Consider the following 25,293-nt stretch of genomic DNA (forward strand, 5'->3'; position numbering starts at 1 on the left):
CTTCTCACTTCACTCCATGATCAGTCTTGACCGCCTGGGTATTTTCATCGCCATCGTCGATGCCGGTTCGCTGACGGCGGCCGCCGCCGTGCTGGGCCAGAGCAAGGCCGTCGTCAGTTTTAATTTGAAACAGCTGGAGGCGGAGCTGGGCGTGTCGCTGCTGACGCGCAGCACGCGCAGCCTGGCGCTGACCGACGTGGGACGGCGCTTTTATGAAGATTGCCAGCGCGTGCTCAGCGAAGCGCAGGGCGCCATCGAAACGGCGCGCCAGGGTCACCAGGGCTTGCGCGGCACCCTGCGCCTGACCACCACCGTCGAATACGGCAGCCGCACGGTGATCCCCGCGCTGATCGCCTTTGCCGCCGCCCACCCGCAGCTGCAGATCCAGCATTCGTCGTCGTCCTCGCACGAAGACCTGATCTCGGGCGGCTATGACCTGGCCATCCGCATGGGTTCACTCAACGATTCGAGCTACCGCGCCGCGCTGATCGAGCCATATGCGATCTGGCCCGTCGCCTCGCCCGCCTACCTGGCCAGCCTGCCAGCCAAGGACATCGCCACCTTGGACGAGCTGCAGCGCGCGCGCTGGCTGGCGCACAGCCGCCTGGCCGCGCCGCTGCGCTGGGACGTGCAGACACCGGACGGCCCCGCCGCCTTCACGGCGCAGGACGACGCCGCCATCCATTCCGACTCCGCCTCGGCCCTGCTGGGCTTTGCACTGGGCGGCTGCGGCGTGGCCCTGCTGCCGCAGTGGCAGGTGGAGGGGGAAGTGCGTGCGGGACGCCTGCGCCGCCTGCTGCCCGACGTCGTCTTCCCGGAGCAGGGCGTGTATGCCGTGTATCCGAACACCCAGCATATCGCGGAAAAAGTACGCGCCTTTATCGACTTTTTGCGCGCCTTCGTGGGCACGCCGGACTGAGATTTCACGTCGTCAATATTTGTTGAACACAACGATTTCCAAGGGGCAAACGGGCGCCACTTTCGTTTTTCGCGGCCTACACTGGTAGGACGTTGTTCACCGATTGGAGACCATCATGGCACACACATTGGCAGCAGTTTTCACCGCGCGCGATATGGCCGAGCGCGCCCGGCACGACCTGATCACGGCTGGCTTCCCCGGCGCCCGCATCCGCCTGCACGATGCCGGCAGTGACGACATGTCCGCCGCGGAAAACCTCCGCCGCGACGACAACGACAGCCTGCTCGACAGCATCAAGCATTTCTTTACCGACCTGTTCGGCAGCCACGCCGACCGCCACATCTATGCGGAAGCCGTGCGGCGCGGGCATGTCGTGCTGACGCTGGAAGGAGCGAGCGACGCCGATATCCAGCGCGCCACCGACATCGTCGAACGCTACGCGCCGCTCGACATCGATGCGCACGCCGACCACTGGCGCGCCGGCGGCTGGCAAGGCGCGCCGCAAGACGCCAGCGCGATGCGTCAGGGCGCCAGCATGCAGTCGGATACGCCATCGCGGCAGGGCACCTCCGCCAGCAACGTGAACGAGGCGCCAGGGTCGCAGCAATTTGCCACCGACATGGCCCCGCCGCCGTCCAGCGCGGGCGCCAACGTGCGCCGCTATCCCGGCGCCGACAACCTGCCCGGCACCAATTACGACGACGAGCAGTACTACCGCAGTCACTGGAGCGCCACCTATGTCACCACCGGCGCGCGGTTCGAGGACTACGATCCCGCCTACCGCTATGGCCATTCGATGGCGAACAGCGACAGCTACCGGGGCCGCCCATGGGACGACGTGGAAGCGGACCTGCGTTCCACGTGGGAGCACACGTATCCGCAATCGGCGTGGGACAAGTTCAAGGCGGCCGTCAAGCATGGCTGGGAACGCGTGACGTCCTGACGCGCGGGGAGGGGGAGTGCCCCCTCTCAGCGCCCCTCGTGCGTGAGCTTGAGGAAGTGGTTCAGGATGTGAAAATGGTCTTCGAAGAATTGCTCTTCCATGGCCGGCAGCGCGGCCACGGGCACCCACTGCGCCAGCGCCGCATCGTCGGCCGCCGTCACGGCCGGCAGCTGGCGCGTCTTCAAGTCAAAGTAATGCGCATGCGTGATGGTGCGCCCGCGCTGGCTGCGGTCCGGGTGATCGAACACGGCCACGCCGACCAAGGCCTCGACGAGGGTGGGCGCCAGCACGCCCAGCTGGGTTTCCTCCGCCAGTTCGCGCAGAGCGCCCTGCAGCAGGCGTTCGCGCGGCTCCAGGAAGCCGCCGGGCAAGGCCCACAAGTCCTTGCCCGGATAGCCGCCACGGCGCACGAGCAGCACGTGGCCGCCCGTCTGCACCAGGGCGTCGACGGTGGTGAAGATGGGCGGATAAGGCGCCGCGCGCCAGCGCGCTTTATACGCTTCGATGGCGCGGTATTCCTGCACCAGCGGCGCATACCACGGCAACAAGGTCCACGCCTTCAGATACTGGCCGATGGCCGCCGGCAGCAGCTGCGCCACGGCGCTCAGCGACACGTCCACGTCTTCCGCCTCGAACAGCACGTTGCGAATGGCCGTCGCGCCGATGGGCGCGCCAGGGTCGATCTCCAGGTTCAGCAGCTGCCAATGGGGGAAGTGGCGCAGGTAGTAACTGGTGGCGTCCTTGAAGCAAGCCACCAGCATCACGCGCTGCGCCTTCGGCACGGCGCCCGCCACGGCGTGCCGCACGGCGTCGGCCCACAGGCCGTCATCGTAGTAGTCGCGCACGGCCACGTAATGCACGCGCGCGCGCTGCGCCTCGGGCAAGGTCGCGGCGATCATGGCGGCCCGCTCTTGCCACGTAAACGGGTTCTTCGGGCTGCGCGCATGGAAGGCCGAGCCGAGCACCACCACCACCTGCGCGGCCGTCGTCAGGGCCTTTTGCAGCAAGCCCGCATGGCCATTGTGGAAAGGCTGAAAGCGGCCGATCAGGATGGCCGCGTCGGCAGGGTAGGATGGGGTCATGCGTCGTCTCCGGTGGGGTAGTGGGCGGCGATCGGCAATTGACGCCCGCTGCCAAAGGCGCGCGAACGCACGCGGATGATGGGCGCCGCCTGGCGCCGCTTGTATTCATTGCGGGCGACCATGCCGAGGATGCGCGTCACGAGAGCGCGCCCCTCGTCCGTCTCGCGCAGCTGGTCGACCAGCGTCAGCGCTTGCGCGCTTTCTTGCGCCGGCAGGCGGCGTCCTTCGATATGCCATTTGAGAATTTCATCGAGCACGGGATACGGCGGCAAGCTGTCCGTGTCGCGCTGGCCCGGCGCCAGTTCCGCCGATGGCGGTTTATCGAGCACGGCGACGGGGATCAGTTCGCGTCCGGCGCTGGCGTTGATATGGCGCGACAGGGCGAACACCTCGGTTTTATACAGGTCGCCGATCAAGCCCAGTCCCCCGTTCGTGTCGCCGTACAGGGTGCAGTAGCCCACCGAGATTTCGCTCTTGTTGCCGGTGGTGAGCAACAGGGCGCCAAACGCGTTCGAGTATTCCATCAGGATCGTGCCGCGCACGCGCGCCTGCAGGTTTTCCAGCGGCAGTCCCTGCAGCTTGCCGTCGAAGGCTTGCGCATAGCCGGTTTCATATTGCGCCACGATGTCGCGGATCGGATGCGTGTAGAGGGCGATGCCGAGGTTAGCGCACAGGGCGACGGAATCGGTGACGGAGCCGGCGCTGGAAAACACGGACGGCATGGTGATGCCCACGACGTTGTCGGCACCGAGCGCCTCGACGGCCAGGGCCAGGGTCAGCGCCGAATCGATGCCGCCCGAGCAGCCGACGACGACGTGCGTAAAGCGGCAGCGGCGCGCGTAGTCGCGTAACCCCAGCACGATCTGGCGGCGCGCAAATTCCACGGCGGGGATGCCGTCCGGGTCGGGCACAGGAAACGCCACGCCATCGGTACGCGCAAAACGGCCGTCGGCAAAGCGCAGCAATGGAAAATCCTCGACGAAGCGGGCCGCTTCGAATTGCACGCCCTGGCTCGGTGACATGGCGAACGAGGCGCCGTCGAACACGAGCTGGTCCTGGCCGCCCACCTGGTTGACGAACAGCAGGGGCAAGTTCACGCGCGCGCAGGCGGCGCCAAACACGGCGTGGCGCTGCGCGCGCTTGCCGATGTCGGAAGGGCTGGCGTTGATGCTGACGACGAGGTCGGGCCGCGCCGCGTGCAGGGCGTCGAAGGGGTTGACGGCGTAGGCGCGGCCATCGTCGTTCCAGCCATCCTCGCAAATCATGAAGCCGACCTTGCAGCCGGCGATAGTCATGGTGCAGGCGCCGGGCGGGCCCGGCTCGAAATGGCGGCCTTCGTCAAAGATGCCGTAAGTGGGCAGCAGCTGCTTGTAGTATTCGGCCACGATGCGCCCGTCGCGCATCGCCAGCAAGGCGTTGTACAGGGGCTTGCCGACGCCGGAGTTCGGCCGCGCCGTGCCGATGACGGTGACCAGCGCCGGCCAGCGCGTGGACGCTTGCAGCACGGTGTCGAGCGCCTGCTGCATGCCGCGCAGGAAGGCGGCGTCCTCGAACAGGTCGCCCGGGTAATACGCGCACAGCGACAGTTCGGGGCAGACGAGCAGGTCCGCGCCTTCCTCGCTGGCGCGCTGCATGCGCGCGATGATGGCGGCGCAATTGGCGTCGAAGTCGCCCACGGTGGGATTCATCTGGGCGAGGGCGATGGTCAGCATGGCGATCCTTCAGTTGGTTGCGCTTGAAACCACTATCCTGCCTGAAAAATTTCCTGAGCGTACTGATGCAACCGTGCAAGCCTGCCGCTCCCGCTACAAGGTCTTGAGCCAGGCCCGCAAGCGCGTGCGCGCGTTCGCATATGGCGACGCCGTGTTGAACTGAATCATGCGCCCCATCGTGTAATGCGTGTACCAGGGCTGGCCATACAATTGCGCGTCATCATGGCTTTCGACCAGCGCCAGCAACTGGTTTTTCGCCTGCTCCAGACGCTGCAGCAAGTCGTCCATGCCCAGTTCAGCATAGTCGGCATAAAAGCGCTGCGCCAGTTTTCCCAGAGCGTTCCACGTGAAACCTTCGGCGGGAAAGGCGATATCCTCGATGCGTTTGCCGTCGCGCAGCTGCGCGTGCCAGTGCAAAACCAGCTCATTCCAGCCGACCAGGTAGGCGAGCAGATCGCACACGCTCATGCGCGTGCCCGCCACTTGTCCTTCCAGCACGGGCTCCCGCGATAGCGCCGGCGGCACGCGCGCCAGCTCCTGCGCCAGTTTCGCATACGTACTGTTGATGGCGTCGAGCAGTTCCCGCTTGCTGTTGGGGACCGCCATCACGCCGCCTTGACGACTGGCAGGCCGGCCGCCTGCCAATCGTCGTAACCGCTGCCGAGACGGCGCGCCTGCAGGCCGTGCTGGCGCAAGGCCGCCACGGCCTGCACGGACAGCACGCAATACGGGCCACGGCAGTAGGCGGCGATCTGTGCGTTCGCAGGCAATTCGTCGAGGCGGCGCTGCAAGTCATCAAAAGGAATATTGACCGCACCGGGCAAGTGGCCGGCGGCAAACTCCTGCGCGGGCCGCACGTCGAGCACGGTGATGCTGGCTTCGCGCATGCGCTCAAGCAGCTCGTCGCCCGTGATCGCTTCCACGTGGTCGCCCCGGCCCAGCGCCTGCAACTCGCTGCGCTGGTGCTGCGCATACACGTCCAGCGCAGCCAGCAGTTGCACGATGGGGCCGCTGCCGAGCCGGTACAGCACGCGCTTGCCGTCGCGCCGCGCCTGCACGAAACCGGCGCGCCGCAACTGCTGCAAATGCTGGGAGGTGTTCGCCACGGACAGGCCCGTCAGCTCCACCAGCTGCTCCACCGCGTACTCGCCATGCGCGATCTGCTCGAGCAGGCGCAAACGGGGCGCGCTGCCTAAAATATGGGCAAACCCGGCGGAACCGGTGAGCAATTCGATATCGGCATTTTTCATTGACACTATGCTAGCACCCTTATAACATTCAAGCAATTCATTGAATATTAGGGGCGGCAATGCAAATACTCTGGCTCGATGCGCTGGCGATCGGCGTGGGCGCGACGGCGGTGATGGATGTGTGGGCGGTGGCCTTGAAACGCTACTGGTGCATCCCCTCGCTGAACTTTGCGATGGTGGGGCGCTGGCTCGGCCATCTGCCGCGCGGCACCGTGACGCACACCAATATCGCCCAGGCGGCGCCCGTGCGCGATGAAGCCCTCCTGGGCTGGACGGCCCATTACGTGATCGGCGTGCTGTTTGCGGCCGTGCTGCTGGCGCTGGTGGGACAGGAGTGGGCGCAGCAGCCGACGTTCGCGCCGGCGCTGCTGGCGGGCCTCGTGAGCGTGGCCGCGCCGTTTTGCATCTTGCAGCCGGGCATGGGCGCCGGCATGGCCGCCAGCAAGACGCCGCACCCAAACGCCGCTCGCCTGCGCAGCCTGATGGCGCACACGGCGTTCGGCGTCGGCCTGTACCTGGCGGCCCTGCTGTGGTCGACCGTGCGTTAAGACGTCAGCGGCGGTACCGGTGCGGGCGCCGGCGCAACGGCTGACATGGCCGGCGCCTCGGGCTGCGCCGGCACGGTGCTCAGCACCATCGTGCTGGGCTTGGCGATCGCGATGTTCGCCTCGTCCAGGCGCTTGAGCAATTCGAACAGCAGCGCGCTGCGGATGCCCGACGTCAGGCGCGGCGACGAGGCAAAGCCGGTGGCGTTGAACAACAACAGGCCATTGTCGATGCCGTCGAGCTGCACGCTGGGCGCCGGCGTGTCGAGCACGTCGGGATTATCGACAAAGACGGACAGGATCAGTGCGCGTGCCGCCTGCGCATCCGTGCCCAGCGGCAGCGGCAGCTTGACCTGCACCAGGCCCAGCGGATTGGCCAGGGTCACGTTGCGCACCGTCTTGGTAATGAATTCCGAGTTCGGCACGATCACCGTGGAACGGTCGCCCAGCTGAATTTCCGTGGCACGCACATTGATGCGGCGAATATCGCCTTCCACGCCGCCGAGCGACACCCAGTCGCCCACTTTGACGGGACGCTCAGCCAGCAGGATCAGGCCGGAAACGAAATTCTGCACCACGGCCTGCAAGCCAAAACCGATACCCACCGACAAGGCCGACGCCACCCATGCGATGCGCTCGAGGCCGATGCCGGCCGCCGACAGGGCCAGCGCCACGGCCAGCACGCCGCCGATGTAGCCGAACAGGGTGATGAACGACACTTGCATGCCAGTATCGAGATTGGTGGTCGGCAAATAACTGTTTTGCAGCCAGCGCTTGAACAGGCCCAGCGCGATAAAGCCGACGACCAGCACCAGCAGCGCCTGGATCATGGCGGCCGGGCGGATCGCCACTTCGCCAATGGCCAGGCCATCCTGCAGCTTGCCGACGCGCTGGAACAGCTCGCCCGGACCTTCGCCAAACGGCGCCAAGAGCAGCATCAGGGCCAGCAGCACGACGATGGCGCGGCCGATGCCCGACAGCAGCACGGCCGCCTGGTCGCGCGCCTTGGGCGTGGCCAGCACGGGATGGGCCGCGTCCGGCGGCGGTGGAGTGGACGCCAGCAGCATGCAGATGTCATCGACCAGCACCGTCAGCAAATACGTGCTGCACACCACGACGATGACCCAGGCGATTTGCTTGGCGACAAAACTGCCGAACGCCACATAGCCGACCAGCAAGCTGATGACACTGGACGCCAGCGCCAGCCACAGCAGCACCGTGACGCAGCGCAGCCACAGGGGCGTGACCAGGGTGGCGGGATCGGCCTCGCGCAACTGGCGCCAGCAGCGCTCGGCCCGCATCAGGCCGTAGGCGATGGTCGTGCTCATCACGAGGGCGACGATGCAATTGACGGCCACGGCCGTCGACAGGCCCGCATTGATGACGATGGTGACCCGTTCCGTCGCCCACACGAGCACGACGATGAAGGAAAACATCGATGGAAAATTGCGCATGCGGTGCGCCAGCGCATCGGGCAGGGGCAGCAGACGCCACGACACGCGGCGCGGCGACAGCAGCGCGTGGCCCAGTCCTGCCGTAAAGCCGGCAAAACAGATGATGCCGATCAAGCTGCTGAGGAAAGTCGACGTTTTTTCGGACAGGCCGCCCTCCCAGCGCAAGCCCATGGCCAGCAATTCCGCCACCAGGCCCGGCGTGGCCAGCGCCAGCACCAGCACGGCCAGCGCATGCAGCGAACGGCGCAAACGGCCATGCGGCACGCGCGTGGACGTGACCACCAGCAAATAACGCGAAATCCAGACGCTGGCGCCGATCACGGCCACGATGGCGGCCAGCAAGCCGCCCCAGGCCGACCACGGCGTGGCGCTTGCCGCGTTCGCCAATTCCAGCTCCAGCGCCCGCAAGCGCTGCAGGTTCTGCGGCAATTCCGCATGCAACTGCTTCCAGAACGAGCCGGCGAGTATCGACGCCGTGCGCTCGCCCAGGCGCGCCTGCAACTGCGCGCGGCGCACCGTCGACACCTGCTCCGACGCCTGCGTCGCTTCCACGGCCAGCAGGCGCGCCAGTTTTACTTGCGCATCGAGCGCGCTGCTGGTGCGGTCCAGCTGGCTGCGCTGCGCCGCCACGTCGGGGGCATCTTTGATCCCCGCCGCCGGCTTGCCCAGCTCGGCCAGCCGCGCCTGCACGCTGGAGAGCGTAGGCGCGAGCGCATCGGCCACCTTGTCCGCCTCGGCGCTGGCCGCCAAGGCATCGGCGCGCATCTGCGACAGGGTCGCGTCATCGAGCTCCGCCTCGCCATCGAGCGCCTTCTGGATACCGGTGATCTGCTTGCGCAAGCCATCGAGTCGCTGGTCGGCCGTGGCCGCATCGTCGACGGGCTGCGACCAGGCGGGCGGCGGGGCCAGCGAGCAGGCCAGCAACAACGCCAGCAGGAAGGGAAAGAAACGGAGACAGAAAGAAGTCATGCGGACCTAAGGCTGAAAATGGGAAAAATTGCCGAATCGGCGGCGACGCCGGTCATGGCCTGCCGCCCGGCGAGTGCCTGCCAATATAGCTGAAAACACGCGCAAGCCGCAGAACAGGCGGAACCGGCGTGCATCCAAGGGGGCGACTAGGCATATTGCCCTATGGAAATATCACATAAAAAGGTCTAGGATCGTCCTCCGCTTGGCGGCGCGGCCCCCAATCCGCAGCCGCCGACCTTTTGACCATTCCCTCCGTATTGAGACCGCCATGAAGTTTTTATCCAACCTGACCATCGGCACCCGCCTCGCCGTGGGCTTTGGCGCCATCGGCGCCATGCTGATCATCATCTCCTGCCTGGGCATTGCCATGCTGGGCAAGATCAACCAGGGCACCGGCCATATCGTGCATGACAGCATGCCGAAGATCGAGCTCGCCAACAGCGTATCGGCCAACATCAACGACATCGCCATTGCCCTGCGCAACATGATGCTCAGCGCCGATCCGGCCGACCAGCGCAAGCAAACGGACGCCATCCTGGCCGCGCGCCAGGCGGCGGCCGGCAATCTCGGCAAGCTCGCGAACATGCTCGATTCGGACCGTGAACGCGCGCTGATGGCCAAGATGAACGACGCCAACACGCGCTACGCGCAGGGGCAGGAAGCCTTGCTGGAACTGATCAGGAGCGGCACGCCGGACGACAGCAGCGCCTATCTGTACGGCCAGCTGCGCCCCGTCTTGCTGGTCTACAAGCAATTGATTGCTGAACAGATCAGCTTGCAAAACACCCTGGCCAACATGGCGGGCGACAACGCCAATGCCACGTATGCCAACACGCGCACCTTGCTGATCGGCATGTCGCTGGCGGCCTTGGCCATCGCAGCGGCCTTGGCGTATGGCATCACGCGCTCGATCACCGGCCCCGTCGCCACGGCGCTGCAGGTGGCCAACACGGTGGCCGCCGGTGATTTGCGCAGCCAGATCACGGTGCAGTCGCGCGATGAAATGGGACAACTGTTGCAGGCGCTCAAGCGCATGAACGACAACCTGGCGCAAACGGTGGGCACGGTGCGCGCCGGCACGGAAACGATCGCCTCGGCCTCGTCCGAAGTGGCGGCGGGCAGCCTGGACCTGTCTGCGCGCACGGAGCAGCAAGCCAGCTCGCTGGAAGAGACGGCGTCATCCATGGAAGAGCTGACTTCAACCGTCAAGCAGAATGCCGACAATGCGCGCCAGGCGCATGTGCTGGCGGACACGGCCTCCGGCGTGGCACAGCGCGGCGGCGCCGTCATCGCGCAAGTGGTGGCGACCATGCGGCAAATCGACGCCTCGTCGAACAAGATCGCCGACATCATCGGCGTCATCGATGGCATCGCCTTCCAGACCAACATTCTGGCCTTGAACGCGGCCGTGGAAGCGGCACGCGCGGGCGAGCAGGGCCGCGGCTTCGCCGTCGTGGCCACGGAAGTGCGCAGCCTGGCACACCGCTCGGCTGCCGCGGCCAAGGAAATCAAGACCCTGATCGACGACTCGACCCAAAGCGTGGCGGCCGGCAGCGAGCTCGTGCATCAAGCCGGCAACACCATGACCGACATGGTTGACAGCGTGCGCCGCGTTACCGACATCATGGAAGAAATCACGTCCGCCAGCGCGGAGCAGACGGCCGGCATCGAGCAAATCAACCAGGCCATCAGCGAGATGGACAACGTCACCCAGCAAAACGCGGCCCTGGTGGAAGAATCGGCGGCAGCGGCGGCGGCCATGCAGGAGCAGGCGGCGACCCTGGCGCAGGTGGTGAGCGCATTTAAACTGGGCGGCGTGACAGCGGCGACCTTGCCAACACCTGCCGCGCGGCCAGCGGCCGGCAAGGCAATGCGCGTGGCCGTGACAGCTGCGCCGCAACGCGCCTGCGCACCGGCTCGGTGGGAGGAATTCTAGAAGAGCGCGACGACCGATCATATGAACATAAGATTGAATTTAGCGACATTAAATTCAATTTTATGTTTACCTTAAAGATTAACTATTGCCCTCATATCCTTTCAATTAAGGACTACAATGTAAAGAATATGTTCACTTCCCAATCATGACAAAACGTGCCCGCCCGGAAGATGCCATGCCGACGCTCGTCAACGAGCGGCTCAGGATATGGGGCCAATGCGTACGCAAGCAGCGGGTGCGGCAAAACATCACGGCACGCGACCTGTGCGCCCGCCTCGACATTTCGCACCCCACCCTGCAGCGCATGGAACGGGGCGAGGCGTCCGTCAACGTGGGTCTGTTCCTGGCCGCCTTCCACGTGCTCGGCATTCTTGCCATCACGGCGCCGGAGCCCGACGCGGCGCTATGGCAAATGGACAGCGCCAACATCCGCAGCCGCCCCACCGTGAACGAGGGCGACGATGGCTATTTCTAGCCGCCCTTTGTTTGTCTATCTGCAACGGCCCGACAACGGCGAGTGGGTCGTGGCCGGCCGCTATGTGCTCGATGCGCGCACCGGCATCGGCAGCTTTCTGTACGCCCCCAGCTATGCCGATGCAGGCTTGTCCTGGGCCATCGATCCCGTCAATCTGCCCTTCATTCCCGGCATGGAACACCTGGCGCGCCGCTATGGCGGCCTGCATGACGTGCTGCGCGACGCCAGTCCGGATTCCTGGGGGCAGATGCTGATACGCCGCGAACACCAGCTGAGCGAAAAAGCCACGGCGATCCAGTTCCTGCGCCTGTCGGGCAACGGCGACCGCTGGGGTGCGCTGGCCGTGGGTGACACGCCCAAACCGAACATAGCGCAACTGGCCAGCCCCAGACTGCATCACCTGGATGCGCTGGTGCAGGAAGTGCTTGCGATTGCTGAAAGCCGGCCAGCCGTTCATGCGTCCCTGCGCAAGCGCCTGTTCGCCACCCCCAGCATGGGCGGCGCGCGCCCCAAGGCAACGGTGCGGGACGGCGAAGACTATTGGCTGGTGAAACCGGGATTGATGACCGATACGGTCGACCTGGCGCTGCTGGAACACGCGACGATGCAATGGGGCAGGGCGGCCGGCCTGCGTTTCGCCGACACGCGCCACCATGCACTGACGGCCGAGCGCAGCGTGGTGCGCATCTTGCGCTACGACCGGCGCGGCGCGCGGCGCATCATGACGGCCAGCGCCGCCTCGCTGCTGCAAGTGCAATATCCGCCGGTGGAAGCGGCCGACAGCGACGGCGCCAGCTATCCCCGCCTGGCGGAAGAACTGCGGCGCATCGGTGCGCCGCCGGAAGACGGCATCGAACTGTTCGGCCGCATGGTCTTCAATGGCATCGTCGGCAACAACGACGACCACCCGCGCAACCACGCCGTCCTGTTCGACCTGGACGAACAACGCTGGCGCCTCTCGCCCGCTTTCGATGTCGTACCGGATACGGAAGACGACCCGCAAGCGCTGGTCATGCAAGTGAGCGCCGGCCGCCGCGACATCACGCGCGACGCCATGCTGCTTGATGTGACCCGTTTCGGCTTCGCCACACGCGGGCAGGCGGAAGATTATGTCGATGCCCTGCTGGCGCGCATCGACAAAGCTTTTGCGCAGGTGGCGCCGCTGCTGAACGCGGCCTTGCGGGCACGGATGGCGGAGCGCTTGCGGACAATGCTGCTGCGCCTGGCTTAGGCGCGGGCGTAACTTCACCAGCCGGCTAGGAAAGCTCTCTCCGGATAATTTCCGCGCCTGCGCTGAGCGCATTCAGTTTGCCTCTTGCGACCCGGCGAGCCAGGGGCGCCATACCGCAGTTGGTCGAAGGATAGAGCTTGTCGGCGTCGACAAAGCGCAGCGCTTTGCGCAGGGTGTTGGCGACTTCCTCCGGCGTTTCAATGGTATTGCTGGCCACGTCGATGGCGCCGACCATCACTTTTTTGCCGCGAATGAGTTCAATCAGGTCGATGGGCACGCGCGAGTTGTGGCATTCGAGCGAGATGATGTCGATATTCGATTGCTGCAGCTTCGGGAAAGACTCTTCATATTGGCGCCATTCGGACCCCAGCGTATTTTTCCAGTCCGTATTGGCCTTGATGCCGTAGCCGTAGCAAATATGGACGGCCGTTTCGCACTTGAGTCCTTCGATCGCCCTTTCCAGGGTGGCAATCCCCCAGTCATTGACCTCATCAAAGAAGACATTGAATGCGGGTTCGTCAAACTGGATGATGTCGACACCGGCCGCCTCCAGTTCCCGCGCTTCCTGATTGAGGATCTTGGCAAATTCCCAGGCCAGTTTTTCACGGCTCTTGTAGTGGCTGTCATACAGCGTATCGATCATCGTCATCGGGCCTGGCAGGGCCCATTTGATCGGCTGGCTGGTTTGCTGGCGTAAAAACCTGGCGTCTTCCACAAACACCGGCTTCGGGCGGCTCACGGCGCCCACGACGGTCGGCACGCTCGCATCGTAGCGGTCACGGATCCTGACGGTCTCGCGTTTGTCAAAATCCACGCCGCTCAGATGCTCGATAAACGTGGTGACGAAATGCTGACGGGTTTGCTCGCCGTCACTGACGATATCGATGCCTGCCTGCTGCTGTTCCTGCAGCGACAAACGCAGCGCATCTTGCTTGCCCTCGATTAACTCCTCGTCCTGTAATTTCCAGGGCGACCACAGTTTTTCAGGCTGCGCCAGCCAGGAAGGTTTGGGCAAGCTGCCGGCAGTGGAAGTAGGCAATAATTTTTTCATGATGGTGATTTCGTGTATTTTGATTGATCAGAGAACGTAATTCGAGGCCCATTGTTCAAGAACATGCTTGTAGGGCTTGATGAAGTGCTCTTCTGTGTATTTGCCTTGCTTGACCGCCAGCTGGCTGCGCTCTTCCCGGTCATAGACAATTTGCGTCAATGAGTAATCCTGGTTCTTCAGGCTGGGCTGATACAACTTCCCCGCCGCGGAATTGGCGTTGTAAATTTCGGGCCGGTAGATCTTTTGGAACGTTTCCATCGTGCTGATGGTGCCGATCAGCTCAAGATTGCTGTAGTCGCCAAGCAGGTCGCCGATAAAGTAAAAAGCCAGCGGCGCGGAGCTGTTGGGCGGCATGAAATAGCGCACCTGCATCCCCATTTTCTCGAAATATTCATCCGTCGACGAGAACTCATTTTGTTGGTACTCGACGCCCAGGATGGGGTGCTGGTTTTCAGTGCGCTGATAGGTCTTGCTGCTCGAGGCGCTGATGCAGATAACGGGCGGCTTGCTGAAGTGCGCTTTATAGGTGTCTGACCTGACAAAGTGCTTGAACAGCTTGCCGTGGAAATCGCCGAAATTGTCCGGCGTGCCAAACGTGGATTTATTATTGTTGTGCTCTGGCAGCAGCACGCTGAAGTCGTAATCGCGCACGTAGGAGGAGAAGTTATTCCCGGCGATGCCATCGATGCGCTCATTGGTTTTTTTATCGATGATGTTCGGCTTCAATATCTCGATCAGTGGAATATTGTCGCCTTCGGCATCGATATTCAACGCGACGGAAATGATTTCAAGCTCGACCGAATAGCGGTCTGCCTTCGGGTTGTCCCAATGCGCCAGGTTGTTGAAGCGGCTGTCGATCATTTTCAAGGTGTTGCGCAAGTTCTCCTGGCGACGCTCTCCCCGGGCCAGATTGGCAAAGTTGGTCGTCAATCGCGTGCTGTCCGATGGGTGATAGTTTTCATCGAAAACAATGCTCTTGATGCTGAATACAAAATCTTTGCTCATGGTGATCTGTCCTGATGTCTGCGAAAAGGTGAATATGTCGATTGACCGTGGTGATGCGTATCAGGCCGCGACCAGCTCTTCAGCGGTGGCGGATCTCGCATGGCGCGTCAAGCCGATCAAGGGCAAGGCCCGTTGCACCGCCAAGGTGGCGCGCTGGAGCAGCGCCTCGTCCTGCAGGCGGTAGTCGGTAAAGTCCTTGTCGGTCGCGTAGACGCCCAGCGGCAATGTGCGTGCCTGGAAAAAGCTGAACAGCGGCCGCAACTGATGGTCGATCATCAGGGCATGGCGCTCGCTGCCGCCGGTAGCCGCCAGCAAGACGGGCTTGTCGATCAAGGCATCCTGGTCAATGAAGTCGAAGAAGTGCTTGAACAGGCCCGTGTACGAGCCGCGGAAGACCGGTGTCGCCACCACCAGGATGTCGGCCTGCTCGACCGCCGCGAGTTCCCGCTCCACCGTCTCGGGCAGATGGGAGCGCCAGGTCGCGCCGGCCAGCTGCGGCGCGAGCTGCCCCAGTTCGACCAGGCGTTGTTCGCACAGCACTTCCTCGGCGATCAGGTCCATCAGGTGCTCGGCCAGGACGGCAGCCTTGGAAGGGCGTTGCAGCCCGCCGGAAACGGCGACTATACGCAATGGACGTGTCATGATTGCTTTCATAGGGATGGATGCGCGAAGCCAGTAAATGCCGGCAACAGGGAAGTGGATGATAGCGGGAGGAATCGATGAAGTATAATGGTCTTATTTCATACATCCATGAATATGGCTCATTTCAATGCTTGAACGCATCCACCTCAGCATCGTCCAGCAAGTCGAGAAACAAGGGTCCTTGACGGCCGCCGCAGGCGTGCTGAACCTGACCCAGTCGGCCTTGAGCCACAGCATGAAGAAGCTGGAACAGCAACTGGGCACCGACGTCTGGCTGCGCGAAGGGCGCAACCTGCGCCTGACGCAGGCCGGCCAGTATTTGCTGGCGGTGGCGAACCGGGTGCTGCCGCAACTGGACCTGGCCGAAGAGCGCCTGGGCCAGTTTGCGCAGGGTGAGCGCGGCGCGCTGCGCATCGGCATGGAATGCCACCCTTGCTACCAGTGGCTGCTCAAAGTGGTGTCCCCCTACCTGGCCGCGTGGCCCGACGTGGATGTGGACGTCAAGCAGAAGTTCCAGTTCGGCGGGATCGGCGCGCTCTTCGGCTACGAGATCGACCTGCTGGTCACGCCCGACCCGCTGTACAAGCCGGGGCTGGCCTTCGAACCCGTGTTCGACTACGAGCAGGTGCTCGTCGTGGCCAAGGGCCATGCGCTAGCTGGGGCGGCGTATGTGCAGCCCCGGCAACTGACGCAGGAAGTGCTGATCAGTTACCCCGTGGACATCGAGCGTCTGGACATCTACAACCAGTTCCTGTTGCCCGCCGGCGTCACGCCCAAGCGCCACAAAGCCATCGAAACGACCGACATCATGCTGCAGATGGTCGCCAGCGGCCGCGGCGTAGCCGCCCTGCCGCGCTGGCTGGTCGAGGAATACGCGGCCAAGATGGACGTCGTGCCTGTACGGTTAGGTCAGCGCGGCATCGCCAAGCAGATCTTCCTCGGGGCACGCGAGACGGACACCGCCATCGACTACGTCAAGGCCTTCATCGCCATGGCACAAGGAAGCTAAGGTAAAACCGTTGATGCATCACGATATGCGCAAGCCCGCCAGCAACATCACGCACGCCTATTCCCTGGAAGTCAGTGCGAAGGACATTGCTGCGCTGAGCACGGCGGCGCCGCGGATATTGCCCGGGTCCACCATTGCCATTCCCTACCTGCCACGCGAGAACGACGACGCGCGGCTGGCCGCGGCGCGGGCCGTGCGCAGACTCGGCTTTGAGCCCATGCCGCACTTGTCCGCGCGCCGTATCGCCTCGCTCGCCGGATTCGAGTCCTTCGTCCAGCGCGCGGCCGCTGAAGCCGGCGTCGAGCGCTGCTTCGTGATCGCTGGCGATCCATCGACCCCGGTGGGGCCGTTTGCCGACAGTGCCGTGCTGATCGACACAGGCGTTTTCGAGCGCGCGGGCATGAAGGTGATCGGCGTGGGTGGCCACCCGGAAGGCCATCCGGTGATGAGCAAGGCTGAACAGTGGGAGGTGCTTGAACGCAAGTGCCACAGCATCGAGATGCGCGGCATGACGCCCTTGATCGTCACGCAATTCGCCTTTGATGCCGACATCGTGTTGACATGGCTGGAAGCGCTGCGCGAGCGTGGCATAACCCATCCCGTGCGCGTGGGCGTGCCGGGCCCCGCAAGCATCGCGGTGCTGGCGCGCTATGCCGCAGTGTGCGGCGTGGGCGCCTGCGCATCGATGTGGTCCAAATATGGCGTCTCGATCGGCAAGCTGTTCGGCACGGCAGGGCCCGATCTGTTTGTCGAGCGCCTGGCCGCCGGCCTGACAGCAGCACATGGCAAGGTCAGCCTGCATTTCTTTCCATTTGGCGGCATCGCACAGTCGGTGAAGTGGATAGAGCAGTACCGTTCCCGCACCGGCCCAGGCCCTTGAGCATCCTGGGCGACGACCGCCTCTCTGGCAGCGTCGCGCCACCAGAGAAATACACAATCCGCCCTGCTTATTCCACCGTCACCGACTTGGCCAGATTGCGTGGCTTGTCCACATCCGTGCCGCGCGCCAGCGCCGTGTGGTAGGCCAGCAATTGCAGCGCGACCACGTGCAGGATCGGCGACAAATCGCCGTAGTGCTCGGGCAGGCGGATGACGTGCAGGCCCTCGCCGGAGCTGATGCGCGAATCGACGTCGGCGAAGACGTACAACTGGCCGCCGCGGGCGCGCACTTCCTGCATGTTCGATTTCAGTTTCTCGATCAGGGCGTCGTTCGGCGCGATGGTGACGACCGGCATTTCATTCGTCACCAGGGCCAGCGGGCCATGTTTCAGTTCGCCGGCCGGATACGCTTCGGCGTGGATGTACGAGATTTCCTTCAGTTTCAAGGCGCCTTCCAGGGCGATCGGGTAGTGCATGCCGCGACCGAGGAAGAGGGCGTTTTCCTTGCGCGCGAATTCTTCGGACCAGGCGATGATCTGCGGTTCCAGCGCCAGCACGGACGCGATGGCGACAGGCAAGTGGCGCATGGCTTTCAGGTGCGCCGCTTCCTGTTCTTCGGACAGGTGGCCGTTGACTTGCGCCAGGCACAGGGTCAGCAGGAACAGGCCGGCCAGCTGTGTGGTAAACGCCTTGGTCGACGCCACGCCCACTTCCACGCCGGCGCGCGTGATGTAGGCCAAGGCGCATTCGCGCACCATGGCGCTGGTGGCCACGTTGCAGATGGTCAGGGTGTGCTGCATGCCCAGGCTGCGCGCATGTTTCAGCGCGGCCAGGGTGTCGGCCGTCTCGCCGCTTTGCGAAATGGTCACCACCAGCGTGTTCGGGTGCGGCACGCTGTCGCGGTAGCGGTATTCGCTGGCCACTTCCACGCTGACGGGCACCTTGGCGATCGACTCGATCCAGTACTTGGCCGTCATGCCCGCGTACGAGCTGGTGCCGCAGGCCAGGATCAGCACGCGGTCGATCTGCTTGAAGATTTTATAGGCGTCGTCGCCGAACAGTTCCGGCATGATGCCCGTCACGCCTTCCAAGGTGTCGCCGATGGCGCGCGGCTGCTCGAAGATTTCCTTCTGCATGTAGTGGCGGTACGGGCCCAGCTCGGCCGCGCCCGTGTGCGCGTGCACGGTTTTCACTTCGCGCTCGACGGGCTTGCCATCGACGTCGACGATCCAGCAGCGCGACAGTTGCAGGTCGACCACGTCGCCTTCTTCCAGGTAGATGATCTGGTCCGTCGTGCCGGCCAGCGCCATGGCGTCGGACGCGACAAAGTTTTCACCATTGCCCAGGCCGACGATCAGGGGCGAACCCTGGCGCGCGGCGACCACGCGGTGCGGTTCGTCGCGGCAGAACACGGCGATTGCATACGCGCCGTCGAGGCGTTTCACGGCTTGCTGCACGGTCTCGAACAGGTCGCCGTTGTACATGTGCTCGACCAGGTGGGCGATCACTTCCGTGTCCGTCTGGCTCTGGAAGACGTAACCCAAGGCCGTCAGTTCGGCGCGCAGTTCGTCGTGGTTTTCGATGATGCCGTTATGCACCAGCGCCACGCGGGCGTTTTCTTCCGTTGGGGAAAAGTGCGGGTGGGCATTGAAGGAGACAGGGGCGCCATGCGTGGCCCAGCGCGTGTGGGCGATGCCCGTAAAACCGCTCAAGCCTTCTTCGCCGATCTGCTTTTCCAGCTCGGCCACGCGCGAGGTGGAGCGCGAACGCTGCAAGCGGCCATCCGCATGCAGGGCGATGCCGCAGGAATCGTAGCCGCGGTATTCCAGGCGCTTCAAGCCTTCGACCAGGATGGGAGTGATATTACGTTGCGCTACTGCGCCGACGATGCCGCACATGGAAACCTCTGTCTAAAATTTAATCAATGCACGCATGCTAATGCAGAGTGCGTGAAATATGCTTTCTAAATCCGTATATTTTTGACTGAATATTTCATGACTATTTTACGGTGAAATATTATTTCATTTATACTCGATATATTTTCCAATTCATCAAAATCATGAGCGAGCACAATATTACCCTCGACGAAATCGATCGTCGCATCCTGAACGCCTTGCAGATTGATGCATCGCAAACCAACAGCGAGCTGGCGCAAGCGGTGCACGTCTCGGCGCCCACCTGTTTGCGGCGGGTCAAGCATTTACGGGAAAGCGGCGTCATCGAGCGGCAAGTGGCCATCGTCGCGCCGCAGCTGGTGGGTGCGCGCCTGACGGCCATCGTGGAAATCACGCTCGACGTGCAGGCGGCGGAGCGCATGGCGGAATTCGAACAATTGGTGGCCGAGGAGGCGGCCGTGCTGCAATGCTACCGCGTTTCGCCCGGGCCCGACTTCGTGCTGATGGTGCAGGTGGCCGACATGCCCGCCTACCACGCGCTGGCGCACCGCCTGTTTGCCGCGCACGCGAATGTGCGCAACGTGAAAAGCTATTTTTCCACGTTCCGCAGCAAGTTCGAGACGCGCATCGCGGTGTGAAGCAAGCGGACAGAACAGTTATCCCTGCTTATCCTTACTTTTCCGCATGCTTATACACAAGTTTATCCACAGTATAAAAATCACGGATTTCCACGGCTGCCACATCCGGCCTCGCAGGAGGCCTCTGAATAAATGGACATCGGCTGCCGGACAAAACTTATCCCGGCTTATCCATCGCTTGCCCACGCTTTAATCACAGGCTTTTGCACAGATTTACCCACAGCCAGTATTGACGAATAACTCTTGAATATCCTTACAATACAATGACTTATAAGTTATTCATCACTTATCCGCAGATTGCACACAAGCTTATCCACAGTCCAGGCAAGCAAAAAACCAACGATACTTTTTCGGCCTACTCAAACTGGCTTGTACGCTGGAACGGCAAGCTGGGCCAGAAAACTTATCCCGTCTTTTCCACAGGTTTTTTACCGTTTATACGCGGTTTATACCGGGCTTATCCATCACTTGTCCGCATGCTTGTTCACATGTTTATCCACACACAACAATACGGAGAAAATACGGGATGGGAAAAATGGCAGGACTTATCCCGGGTTGCCAGCCAACGCTCCACAGGATTATCCACAGGCGTAAAAAAACGCCGCCAGCCCGGACAGGCTGACGGCGTCATGCGTACCAAGGGCGGCGCGCTTACTTCTTGATTTTCACGGGACGCGTCCAGCCGTCGATGGTCACTTGCCGCGCGCGCGAAACGGTCAGCTTGCCCGCCGGGGCATCTTTCGACAAGGTCGTGCCGGCGCCCAGGGTGGCGCCCTTGCCGACGGTGACGGGCGCGATCAGCTGGCTGTCGCTGCCAATGAAGGCGTCGTCTTCAATCACCGTGCGGAACTTGTTTACGCCGTCATAGTTGCAGGTGATCGTGCCGGCCCCGATGTTGACCTTCGAGCCGATGGTGGCGTCGCCGATGTAGGCCAGGTGATTGGCCTTGCTGTGCGCGGCGATCTGGCTGTTTTTCACTTCGACGAAGTTACCGATGTGCACGTCTTCCGCCAGGACCGTGCCCGGGCGCAGGCGCGCGTACGGGCCGATGATGGAGGCGGCGCCGACGACGGCGTCCTCGATATGGCAGAAGGGCTTGATGTGCGCGCCAGCCGCCACCGTGGCGTTGATGAAGACGTTGTTGGCGCCCACGCGCACGCCATCGCCCAGTTCGACTCTGCCTTCGAACACGCAGCCGACGTCGATGGTGACATCGCGGCCGCAAATGAGTTCGCCGCGCACGTCGATGCGGGCCGGGTCAAACAGGGTCACGCCCCGCTCGAGCAGCGCTTGCGCGATATTGTTCTGGTGGATGCGTTCCAGCTGGGCCAGCTGCACCTTGCTGTTGACGCCCGCCACTTCCCACACGGCGCTTGGATGCGCCGAGGTGACGGCCACGCCGTCAGCGACGGCCTGGGCAACGATATCGGTCAAATAGTATTCCCCTTGCGCATTGTCATTCGACAAGGCCGACAACCATTGCTTCAGGGCCACGGTGGGCGCGACCATAATGCCGCTGTTGATTTCCTGGATGGCGCGCTCTGCTGGCGTGGCATCCTTTTCCTCGACGATGCGCACGATGGCGCCGTTCTCGCGCACGATGCGGCCCAGGCCGAAAGGATCGTCCTGTTCCACGGTCAAAATGGCCAGCTTATCGTTGCCAGCCGCATCCACCAGTTGCTGCAGGGAAGCGGCGCTGGTCAGCGGCACGTCGCCGTACAGGATCAGGGTCGGCACGCTGTCGTCCAGCAAAGGCAGCGCTTGCTGGACGGCATGACCAGTGCCCAGCTGCTGCGCCTGCTCAGCGGCATCGATCTGCACGGCATGGTTCACCTTGTAGCCGTCGAGCAACTTCAGCACCGCTGCGCCCCCATGCCCGTAAATCACGCATAATCGGGACGGCGCCAGGCCGCGCGCCGTGTCGATGACGTGCGACAACAATGGCTTGCCCGCCAACGGGTGCAATACCTTGGGCAGTGCCGACTGCATGCGTTTGCCCATACCGGCAGCGAGAATGACAACGTTCATAGAGCGTAATTTTTATAAGTTAAGAATATGAAAAAGTTTAACACGCAGGCCCCATTCTCCAGCCGCTTTCGTTACGCCGTGCTGGCCATGCTTTTCATTATCATCGCAGGCTGCAGCGGCTTGCGCCTGGCCTACAACAATGGCGATACCGTGCTGTACTGGTGGCTGAACGCGTATGTCGACCTGGACCGCGACCAGAAGGGCTGGGTGCGCGAGGATATCGACAAGCTGTTCGACTGGCACCGCAAGACGCAATTGAAGGATTACGTGGAAATCCTGCGCACGGGCCAGAAGCAGCTGCAAGGCAATATCACGCAAGCGAACCTGATGGCCGATTACAGCGAGATCAAGCAGCGCACCCAGGCGCTGTTGCTGAAAGCGGCGCCCGAACTGGCCGACCTGGCGCGTTCGCTCAAACCCGAGCAGATCGCGCAGATGGAAAAGAAGTTCAAGTCGAACAATGAGGATTACCGCAAGAAATATCTGAGCGGCGACCAGGAGAAGCGCCAGCAACTGCGCTACAAGAAGGCCATGGAGCAATTCGAACTGTGGTTCGGCAGCTTCAGCAGCGAGCAGGAAGCCATCATCCGCAAGGCGTCCGACGCGCGTCCGCTGAACAATGAGATCTGGCTCGATGAACGCATGCGGCGCCAGCAGAATGTGTTGAACCTGGTCAAGAAAGTCCACCAAGAAAAACTCGGCAAGGACGCCACCGTGGGCTTGATCACGACCCTGATCAAGGACAGTTTCGAGCGCCTCGAACATTCGGAGCGCAAGGCCTTCTTCGATGCCTACGAAAGCAGCACGGCGCAGATGGTATTGACGGTGATCAAGATCGCCACGCCGGCGCAAAAGGCCCACGCCGTCAAGCGCATGCAGGGCTGGATCGACGATTTCAATTCCCTGGCCACGCAACCCAAATAGCGGGGCAGCGCCAGCAGGGGGGAGGGGGCCATATGCTATAGTGGCCGCCATCGAATTGAAGAAATCCACATGCAAAAAAAGATCAAGAAACCCGCCAAAGTCCCCGTCCACCACGCGCCGCCACCGAACCAGGTGCGCATCATCGGCGGCCAGTGGAAACGCTCCGTGCTGCCTGTTTTGCAGGCACTCGGTTTGCGCCCGACGCCGGACCGCGTGCGCGAAACCGTATTTAACTGGATCAACCACTTGCGCGACGGCGACTGGGCCAATGCCCAGGTGCTGGACCTGTTCGCCGGCAGCGGCGCCCTGGGTTTCGAAGCGGCCAGCCGCGGCGCCGCCGCCGTCACCATGGTCGACACGCACACGCCCGTGATCCGTCAGCTGGAAGAGAACAAGACGAAATTGCGCGCTGATAATGTCCAACTGCTGCGCGGCGACGCCCTGCTGACGGCGCAAGGCCTGGCAGCGCGCGGCCAGCGTTTTGATCTGATCTTCCTTGACCCGCCTTACCAGCAGGATTTCCTGGCGAAAGTACTGCCGCTGTGCGCCAATCTGCTCAAGGAAGGCGGCATCGTCTACGCGGAATCGGGCTTGCCGCTGGTCTTCGATGAAAACAGCGCGCTGGAAAAACCGGAATGGATGGCGCCGTGGGAAGTCATCCGCGCCGACAAGGCGGGCACCGTTTATTATCATTTGCTAACTTACAACAAAGTGCCGGCAACTGCCTGAATCTGCCTATAAATGAGGCAAAAAAGCTCCCTGACCCGAGGCGCGGCACCAAGGTGGTCACCAATTTCAGGCATAATGCGCGTCTATATTGGTGCATCGTCAGGGAGCCGCAATGGTTGTAGCCGTTTATCCAGGAACATTCGATCCGCTCACGCGTGGTCATGAAGATTTGGTGCGCCGCGCATCGGGTCTGTTTGACAAGCTGATCGTCGGTGTGGCCGACAGCAAGAACAAGCAACCGTTTTTCTCGCTCGACGAACGCCTGGAAATCGCCAACGAAGTGCTTGGCCACTATCCGAACGTGCAAGTGGAAAGCTTTTCCGGCTTGCTCAAGGATTTCGTGCGCAAGCATGAAGCTAGAGTCATCGTGCGCGGCTTGCGCGCCGTTTCCGACTTCGAATACGAATTCCAGATGGCGGGCATGAACCGCTACCTGCTGCCCGATGTCGAAACCATGTTCCTGACGCCATCCGACCAGTACCAGTTCATTTCGGGCACCATCGTGCGCGAAATCGCGGCGCTGGGCGGCGACGTCTCCAAGTTTGTCTTCCCCTCGGTGAACCGCTGGCTGCAAAACAAGATTGCCGCCAACGCTGCCTCATCGCAATAAGTAAGAGTGAAATCATGGCATTACTGATCACCGACGAATGCATCAATTGCGACATTTGCGAGCCCGAGTGCCCGAATGACGCGATCTACATGGGCGCGGAAATCTACGAAATCGATCCCAACAAGTGCACCGAATGCGTGGGCCACTTTGACGAGCCGCAATGCCAGCAAGTGTGCCCCGTCAGCTGCATCCCCTTCAATCCCGCCTGGCGCGAAAGCCCGGAGCAATTGATGGCCAAGTACGAACGCCTGCAGGCGGAACTGCCTGCCAAGCCTTAAGCATTTCTCCCGCGCCCCCTTCTGCGTGGCGCCAGCTTCTGCCAACTGTTCTACACTGTGTGCTGACTTATCCACAGCCCATGGTTTCCACGGAGGTAGAAGATGCAAATAAGCACATTCCGTTTCGGCCGTTCCCTCGCTGCCGCCTGCCTGTGCGCCGCCTTGGCACAAGCAGCGCTGGCCGTCGAGGTGGGCGGCGTCAAGCTGGACGACACGGTGCAGCTGGCCAGCCGCGAGTTGAAACTCAACGGCGCCGGCGTGCGCTACAAGGTCATCTTCAAGGTCTACACGATCGCGCTGTACCTGCCGGAAAAGAAAACCCAGCTGGCCGACATCCTGGCGCTGCCCGGACCGCGCCGTCTGGAAATCGTCATGCTGCGCGACATCACGTCCGACGAACTGGGGCAAGCCTTCATGCAGGGCTTGAAGCGCAGTTCCGACCAGGCCGACCGCACGCGCCTGCTGAGCCAGACGATGCAGTTCGGCGCCATGTTCGAAATGGTGCCCGGCCTGAAAAAGGGCGACATTCTCACCGTGGACTGGCTGCCGGAAGAGGGAACGTTGTGCAAACTGAACGGCAAGCAGGTGGGCGACATGGTGCCGGACCTGGCCTTTTACAATGCGCTGCTGAAAATCTGGATCGGCGCCCATCCCGCCGACACCTTGTTGCGCGCGCATTTGCTGGGCGATATGGCTTAAAGCGGCTTGAACGAAAAAGGGGGCGTAAAAAAGCCGGCGCATGCCGGCTTGTCTTTCTGCAACAGCGAGCCTATGCGCGCGTGGACAGGGCGCGCAATTCGGCGGCGTTGCTTGGCGACACGCCATCCATCTTGCCCAAGGTGCGCTTCAAGGCTTGCGCTTCGCGCATCTGCTGGCGCGCCAAACGCTCTTCACGGCTCAGCTTGGGACGCACTACCAGCATCATGGCGCGGGCGATCCCCACCAGCAAAGGCTTGAACAGCAGGGCGAACGCGCCCACGGCGACGATCACCAGCACGAGTTGCAGGGCGTTCAGCAGAGAAATCTCCAGCACGGGTGCGGATACTGCGTACAGGGCGGAGGCGAAGGTAGACATAGTGTTCCAGTGCA

26 protein-coding genes are annotated in these 25,293 nt (G+C 62.6%); 15 read left to right on the forward strand and 11 right to left on the reverse strand.

What is annotated here, in order from left to right; translation table 11 throughout:
* Nucleotides 1-16: 16 nt before the first annotated feature.
* A complete protein-coding gene (locus IGS55_RS10700; protein WP_230516872.1) occupies nt 17-919 on the forward strand; it encodes a LysR family transcriptional regulator in 903 nt (300 codons plus the stop codon).
* 115 nt (nt 920-1,034) lie between these two features.
* A complete protein-coding gene (locus IGS55_RS10705; RefSeq protein ID WP_230516873.1) occupies nt 1,035-1,862 on the forward strand; it encodes a hypothetical protein in 828 nt (275 codons plus the stop codon).
* Nucleotides 1,863-1,888: 26 nt separating this feature from the next.
* Here IGS55_RS10705 and IGS55_RS10710 read toward each other — a convergent pair whose 3' ends face one another.
* From IGS55_RS10710 to IGS55_RS10725, 4 genes are all read right to left on the reverse strand, one after another.
* The gene (locus IGS55_RS10710; protein ID WP_230516874.1) at nt 1,889-2,944 is read right to left on the reverse strand and encodes a bifunctional nicotinamide-nucleotide adenylyltransferase/Nudix hydroxylase; all 1,056 of its coding nucleotides are present in this window, start codon (nt 2,942-2,944) and stop codon (nt 1,889-1,891) included.
* Nucleotides 2,941-4,656, reverse strand: coding sequence for an NAD+ synthase (locus IGS55_RS10715; RefSeq protein ID WP_230516875.1), 1,716 nt, complete (start codon nt 4,654-4,656; stop codon nt 2,941-2,943). Before IGS55_RS10715 ends, IGS55_RS10710 begins: the two co-directional genes overlap by 4 nt.
* 93 nt (nt 4,657-4,749) lie before the next feature.
* The gene (locus IGS55_RS10720) at nt 4,750-5,262 is read right to left on the reverse strand and encodes a ClbS/DfsB family four-helix bundle protein (RefSeq protein WP_230516876.1); all 513 of its coding nucleotides are present in this window, start codon (nt 5,260-5,262) and stop codon (nt 4,750-4,752) included.
* Entirely contained in the window at nt 5,262-5,906 is a 645-nt protein-coding gene (locus IGS55_RS10725) for an ArsR/SmtB family transcription factor (protein ID WP_230516877.1), read from the reverse strand. The genes IGS55_RS10720 and IGS55_RS10725 overlap by 1 nt, the downstream gene beginning before the upstream one ends.
* Before the next feature lie 59 nt (nt 5,907-5,965).
* On the opposite strand from IGS55_RS10725, the gene IGS55_RS10730 reads away from it, so the two are divergent.
* Entirely contained in the window at nt 5,966-6,454 is a 489-nt protein-coding gene (locus IGS55_RS10730) for a DUF2938 domain-containing protein (protein WP_230516878.1), read from the forward strand.
* Here IGS55_RS10730 and IGS55_RS10735 read toward each other — a convergent pair.
* Entirely contained in the window at nt 6,451-8,874 is a 2,424-nt protein-coding gene (locus IGS55_RS10735; protein WP_230516879.1) for a DUF3772 domain-containing protein, read from the reverse strand. The genes IGS55_RS10730 and IGS55_RS10735 overlap by 4 nt on opposite strands.
* Before the next feature lie 268 nt (nt 8,875-9,142).
* On the opposite strand from IGS55_RS10735, the gene IGS55_RS10745 reads away from it, so the two are divergent.
* The 3 genes from IGS55_RS10745 (at nt 9,143) to IGS55_RS10755 (ending at nt 12,516) form a co-directional block, all read left to right on the forward strand.
* Complete coding sequence (locus IGS55_RS10745) at nt 9,143-10,810, forward strand: methyl-accepting chemotaxis protein (protein WP_329958132.1); 1,668 nt, start codon at nt 9,143-9,145, stop codon at nt 10,808-10,810.
* Nucleotides 10,811-10,985: 175 nt separating this feature from the next.
* Nucleotides 10,986-11,285 carry a helix-turn-helix domain-containing protein gene (locus IGS55_RS10750; RefSeq protein WP_230516880.1) on the forward strand — a complete coding sequence of 100 codons (300 nt, stop codon included), beginning with the start codon at nt 10,986-10,988 and terminating at the stop codon, nt 11,283-11,285.
* A complete protein-coding gene (locus IGS55_RS10755; protein ID WP_230516881.1) occupies nt 11,272-12,516 on the forward strand; it encodes a type II toxin-antitoxin system HipA family toxin in 1,245 nt (414 codons plus the stop codon). Before IGS55_RS10750 ends, IGS55_RS10755 begins: the two co-directional genes overlap by 14 nt.
* 25 nt (nt 12,517-12,541) lie before the next feature.
* On the opposite strand, the gene IGS55_RS10760 is transcribed toward IGS55_RS10755, so the two are convergent.
* From IGS55_RS10760 to msuE, 3 genes are read right to left on the reverse strand one after another with little or no spacing between them, the layout of a single operon-like run.
* A complete protein-coding gene (locus IGS55_RS10760) occupies nt 12,542-13,567 on the reverse strand; it encodes a methionine synthase (RefSeq protein WP_230516882.1) in 1,026 nt (341 codons plus the stop codon).
* Nucleotides 13,568-13,594: 27 nt separating this feature from the next.
* On the reverse strand, nt 13,595-14,572 hold the full coding sequence (locus tag IGS55_RS10765; RefSeq protein ID WP_230516883.1) for a DUF1852 domain-containing protein: 978 nt from the start codon (nt 14,570-14,572) through the stop codon (nt 13,595-13,597).
* 60 nt (nt 14,573-14,632) lie between these two features.
* Nucleotides 14,633-15,214 carry an FMN reductase gene (gene msuE, locus IGS55_RS10770; RefSeq protein ID WP_230516884.1) on the reverse strand — a complete coding sequence of 194 codons (582 nt, stop codon included), beginning with the start codon at nt 15,212-15,214 and terminating at the stop codon, nt 14,633-14,635.
* 127 nt (nt 15,215-15,341) lie between these two features.
* On the opposite strand from msuE, the gene IGS55_RS10775 reads away from it, so the two are divergent.
* Nucleotides 15,342-16,223, forward strand: a complete 882-nt coding sequence (locus IGS55_RS10775; RefSeq protein WP_230516885.1) for a LysR family transcriptional regulator — start codon at nt 15,342-15,344, stop codon at nt 16,221-16,223.
* 13 nt (nt 16,224-16,236) lie between these two features.
* On the forward strand, nt 16,237-17,103 hold the full coding sequence (locus IGS55_RS10780) for a methylenetetrahydrofolate reductase (protein WP_230516886.1): 867 nt from the start codon (nt 16,237-16,239) through the stop codon (nt 17,101-17,103).
* Nucleotides 17,104-17,170: 67 nt separating this feature from the next.
* On the opposite strand, the gene glmS is transcribed toward IGS55_RS10780, so the two are convergent.
* Nucleotides 17,171-19,000 (reverse strand): glutamine--fructose-6-phosphate transaminase (isomerizing), encoded by a 1,830-nt coding sequence (glmS, locus tag IGS55_RS10785; protein WP_128140719.1) that lies wholly within the window; start codon nt 18,998-19,000, stop codon nt 17,171-17,173.
* Nucleotides 19,001-19,161: 161 nt separating this feature from the next.
* Between glmS and IGS55_RS10790 the strand changes: the two genes are divergently transcribed.
* Both IGS55_RS10790 and IGS55_RS10795 read left to right on the forward strand, forming a co-directional pair.
* Nucleotides 19,162-19,635: an Lrp/AsnC family transcriptional regulator gene (locus tag IGS55_RS10790; RefSeq protein ID WP_230516887.1), complete on the forward strand. Its 474-nt coding sequence runs from the start codon at nt 19,162-19,164 to the stop codon at nt 19,633-19,635.
* A gap of 263 nt (nt 19,636-19,898) precedes the next feature.
* Nucleotides 19,899-20,297 carry a hypothetical protein gene (locus tag IGS55_RS10795; RefSeq protein ID WP_230516888.1) on the forward strand — a complete coding sequence of 133 codons (399 nt, stop codon included), beginning with the start codon at nt 19,899-19,901 and terminating at the stop codon, nt 20,295-20,297.
* Here the strand turns inward: IGS55_RS10795 and glmU are convergent.
* Nucleotides 20,287-21,663 carry a bifunctional UDP-N-acetylglucosamine diphosphorylase/glucosamine-1-phosphate N-acetyltransferase GlmU gene (gene glmU, locus IGS55_RS10800; RefSeq protein WP_230516889.1) on the reverse strand — a complete coding sequence of 459 codons (1,377 nt, stop codon included), beginning with the start codon at nt 21,661-21,663 and terminating at the stop codon, nt 20,287-20,289. The two genes, IGS55_RS10795 and glmU, sit on opposite strands and share 11 nt — an antisense overlap.
* 27 nt (nt 21,664-21,690) lie before the next feature.
* Here glmU and IGS55_RS10805 point away from each other — a divergent pair, with 27 nt between their 5' ends.
* From IGS55_RS10805 to IGS55_RS10825, 5 genes are all read left to right on the forward strand, one after another.
* Nucleotides 21,691-22,587: a DUF6279 family lipoprotein gene (locus tag IGS55_RS10805; protein ID WP_230516890.1), complete on the forward strand. Its 897-nt coding sequence runs from the start codon at nt 21,691-21,693 to the stop codon at nt 22,585-22,587.
* Between the two features lie 69 nt (nt 22,588-22,656).
* The gene (gene rsmD, locus IGS55_RS10810; protein WP_230516891.1) at nt 22,657-23,316 is read left to right on the forward strand and encodes a 16S rRNA (guanine(966)-N(2))-methyltransferase RsmD; all 660 of its coding nucleotides are present in this window, start codon (nt 22,657-22,659) and stop codon (nt 23,314-23,316) included.
* Between the two features lie 112 nt (nt 23,317-23,428).
* Nucleotides 23,429-23,926: a pantetheine-phosphate adenylyltransferase gene (gene coaD / locus IGS55_RS10815; RefSeq protein WP_034752633.1), complete on the forward strand. Its 498-nt coding sequence runs from the start codon at nt 23,429-23,431 to the stop codon at nt 23,924-23,926.
* Nucleotides 23,927-23,940: 14 nt separating this feature from the next.
* Nucleotides 23,941-24,204 (forward strand): YfhL family 4Fe-4S dicluster ferredoxin, encoded by a 264-nt coding sequence (locus IGS55_RS10820; protein ID WP_070303217.1) that lies wholly within the window; start codon nt 23,941-23,943, stop codon nt 24,202-24,204.
* Between the two features lie 102 nt (nt 24,205-24,306).
* Nucleotides 24,307-24,903, forward strand: coding sequence for a chalcone isomerase family protein (locus IGS55_RS10825; RefSeq protein ID WP_230516892.1), 597 nt, complete (start codon nt 24,307-24,309; stop codon nt 24,901-24,903).
* 70 nt (nt 24,904-24,973) lie between these two features.
* Here IGS55_RS10825 and IGS55_RS10830 read toward each other — a convergent pair whose 3' ends face one another.
* Nucleotides 24,974-25,279: a hypothetical protein gene (locus IGS55_RS10830; protein ID WP_034752641.1), complete on the reverse strand. Its 306-nt coding sequence runs from the start codon at nt 25,277-25,279 to the stop codon at nt 24,974-24,976.
* Nucleotides 25,280-25,293: the final 14 nt, after the last annotated feature.

Origin of the sequence: Janthinobacterium sp. EB271-G4-3-2, assembly GCF_020858035.1 — a bacterium.
GTDB classification, from domain to species: Bacteria; Pseudomonadota; Gammaproteobacteria; order Burkholderiales; family Burkholderiaceae_D; genus Janthinobacterium; species Janthinobacterium aestuarii.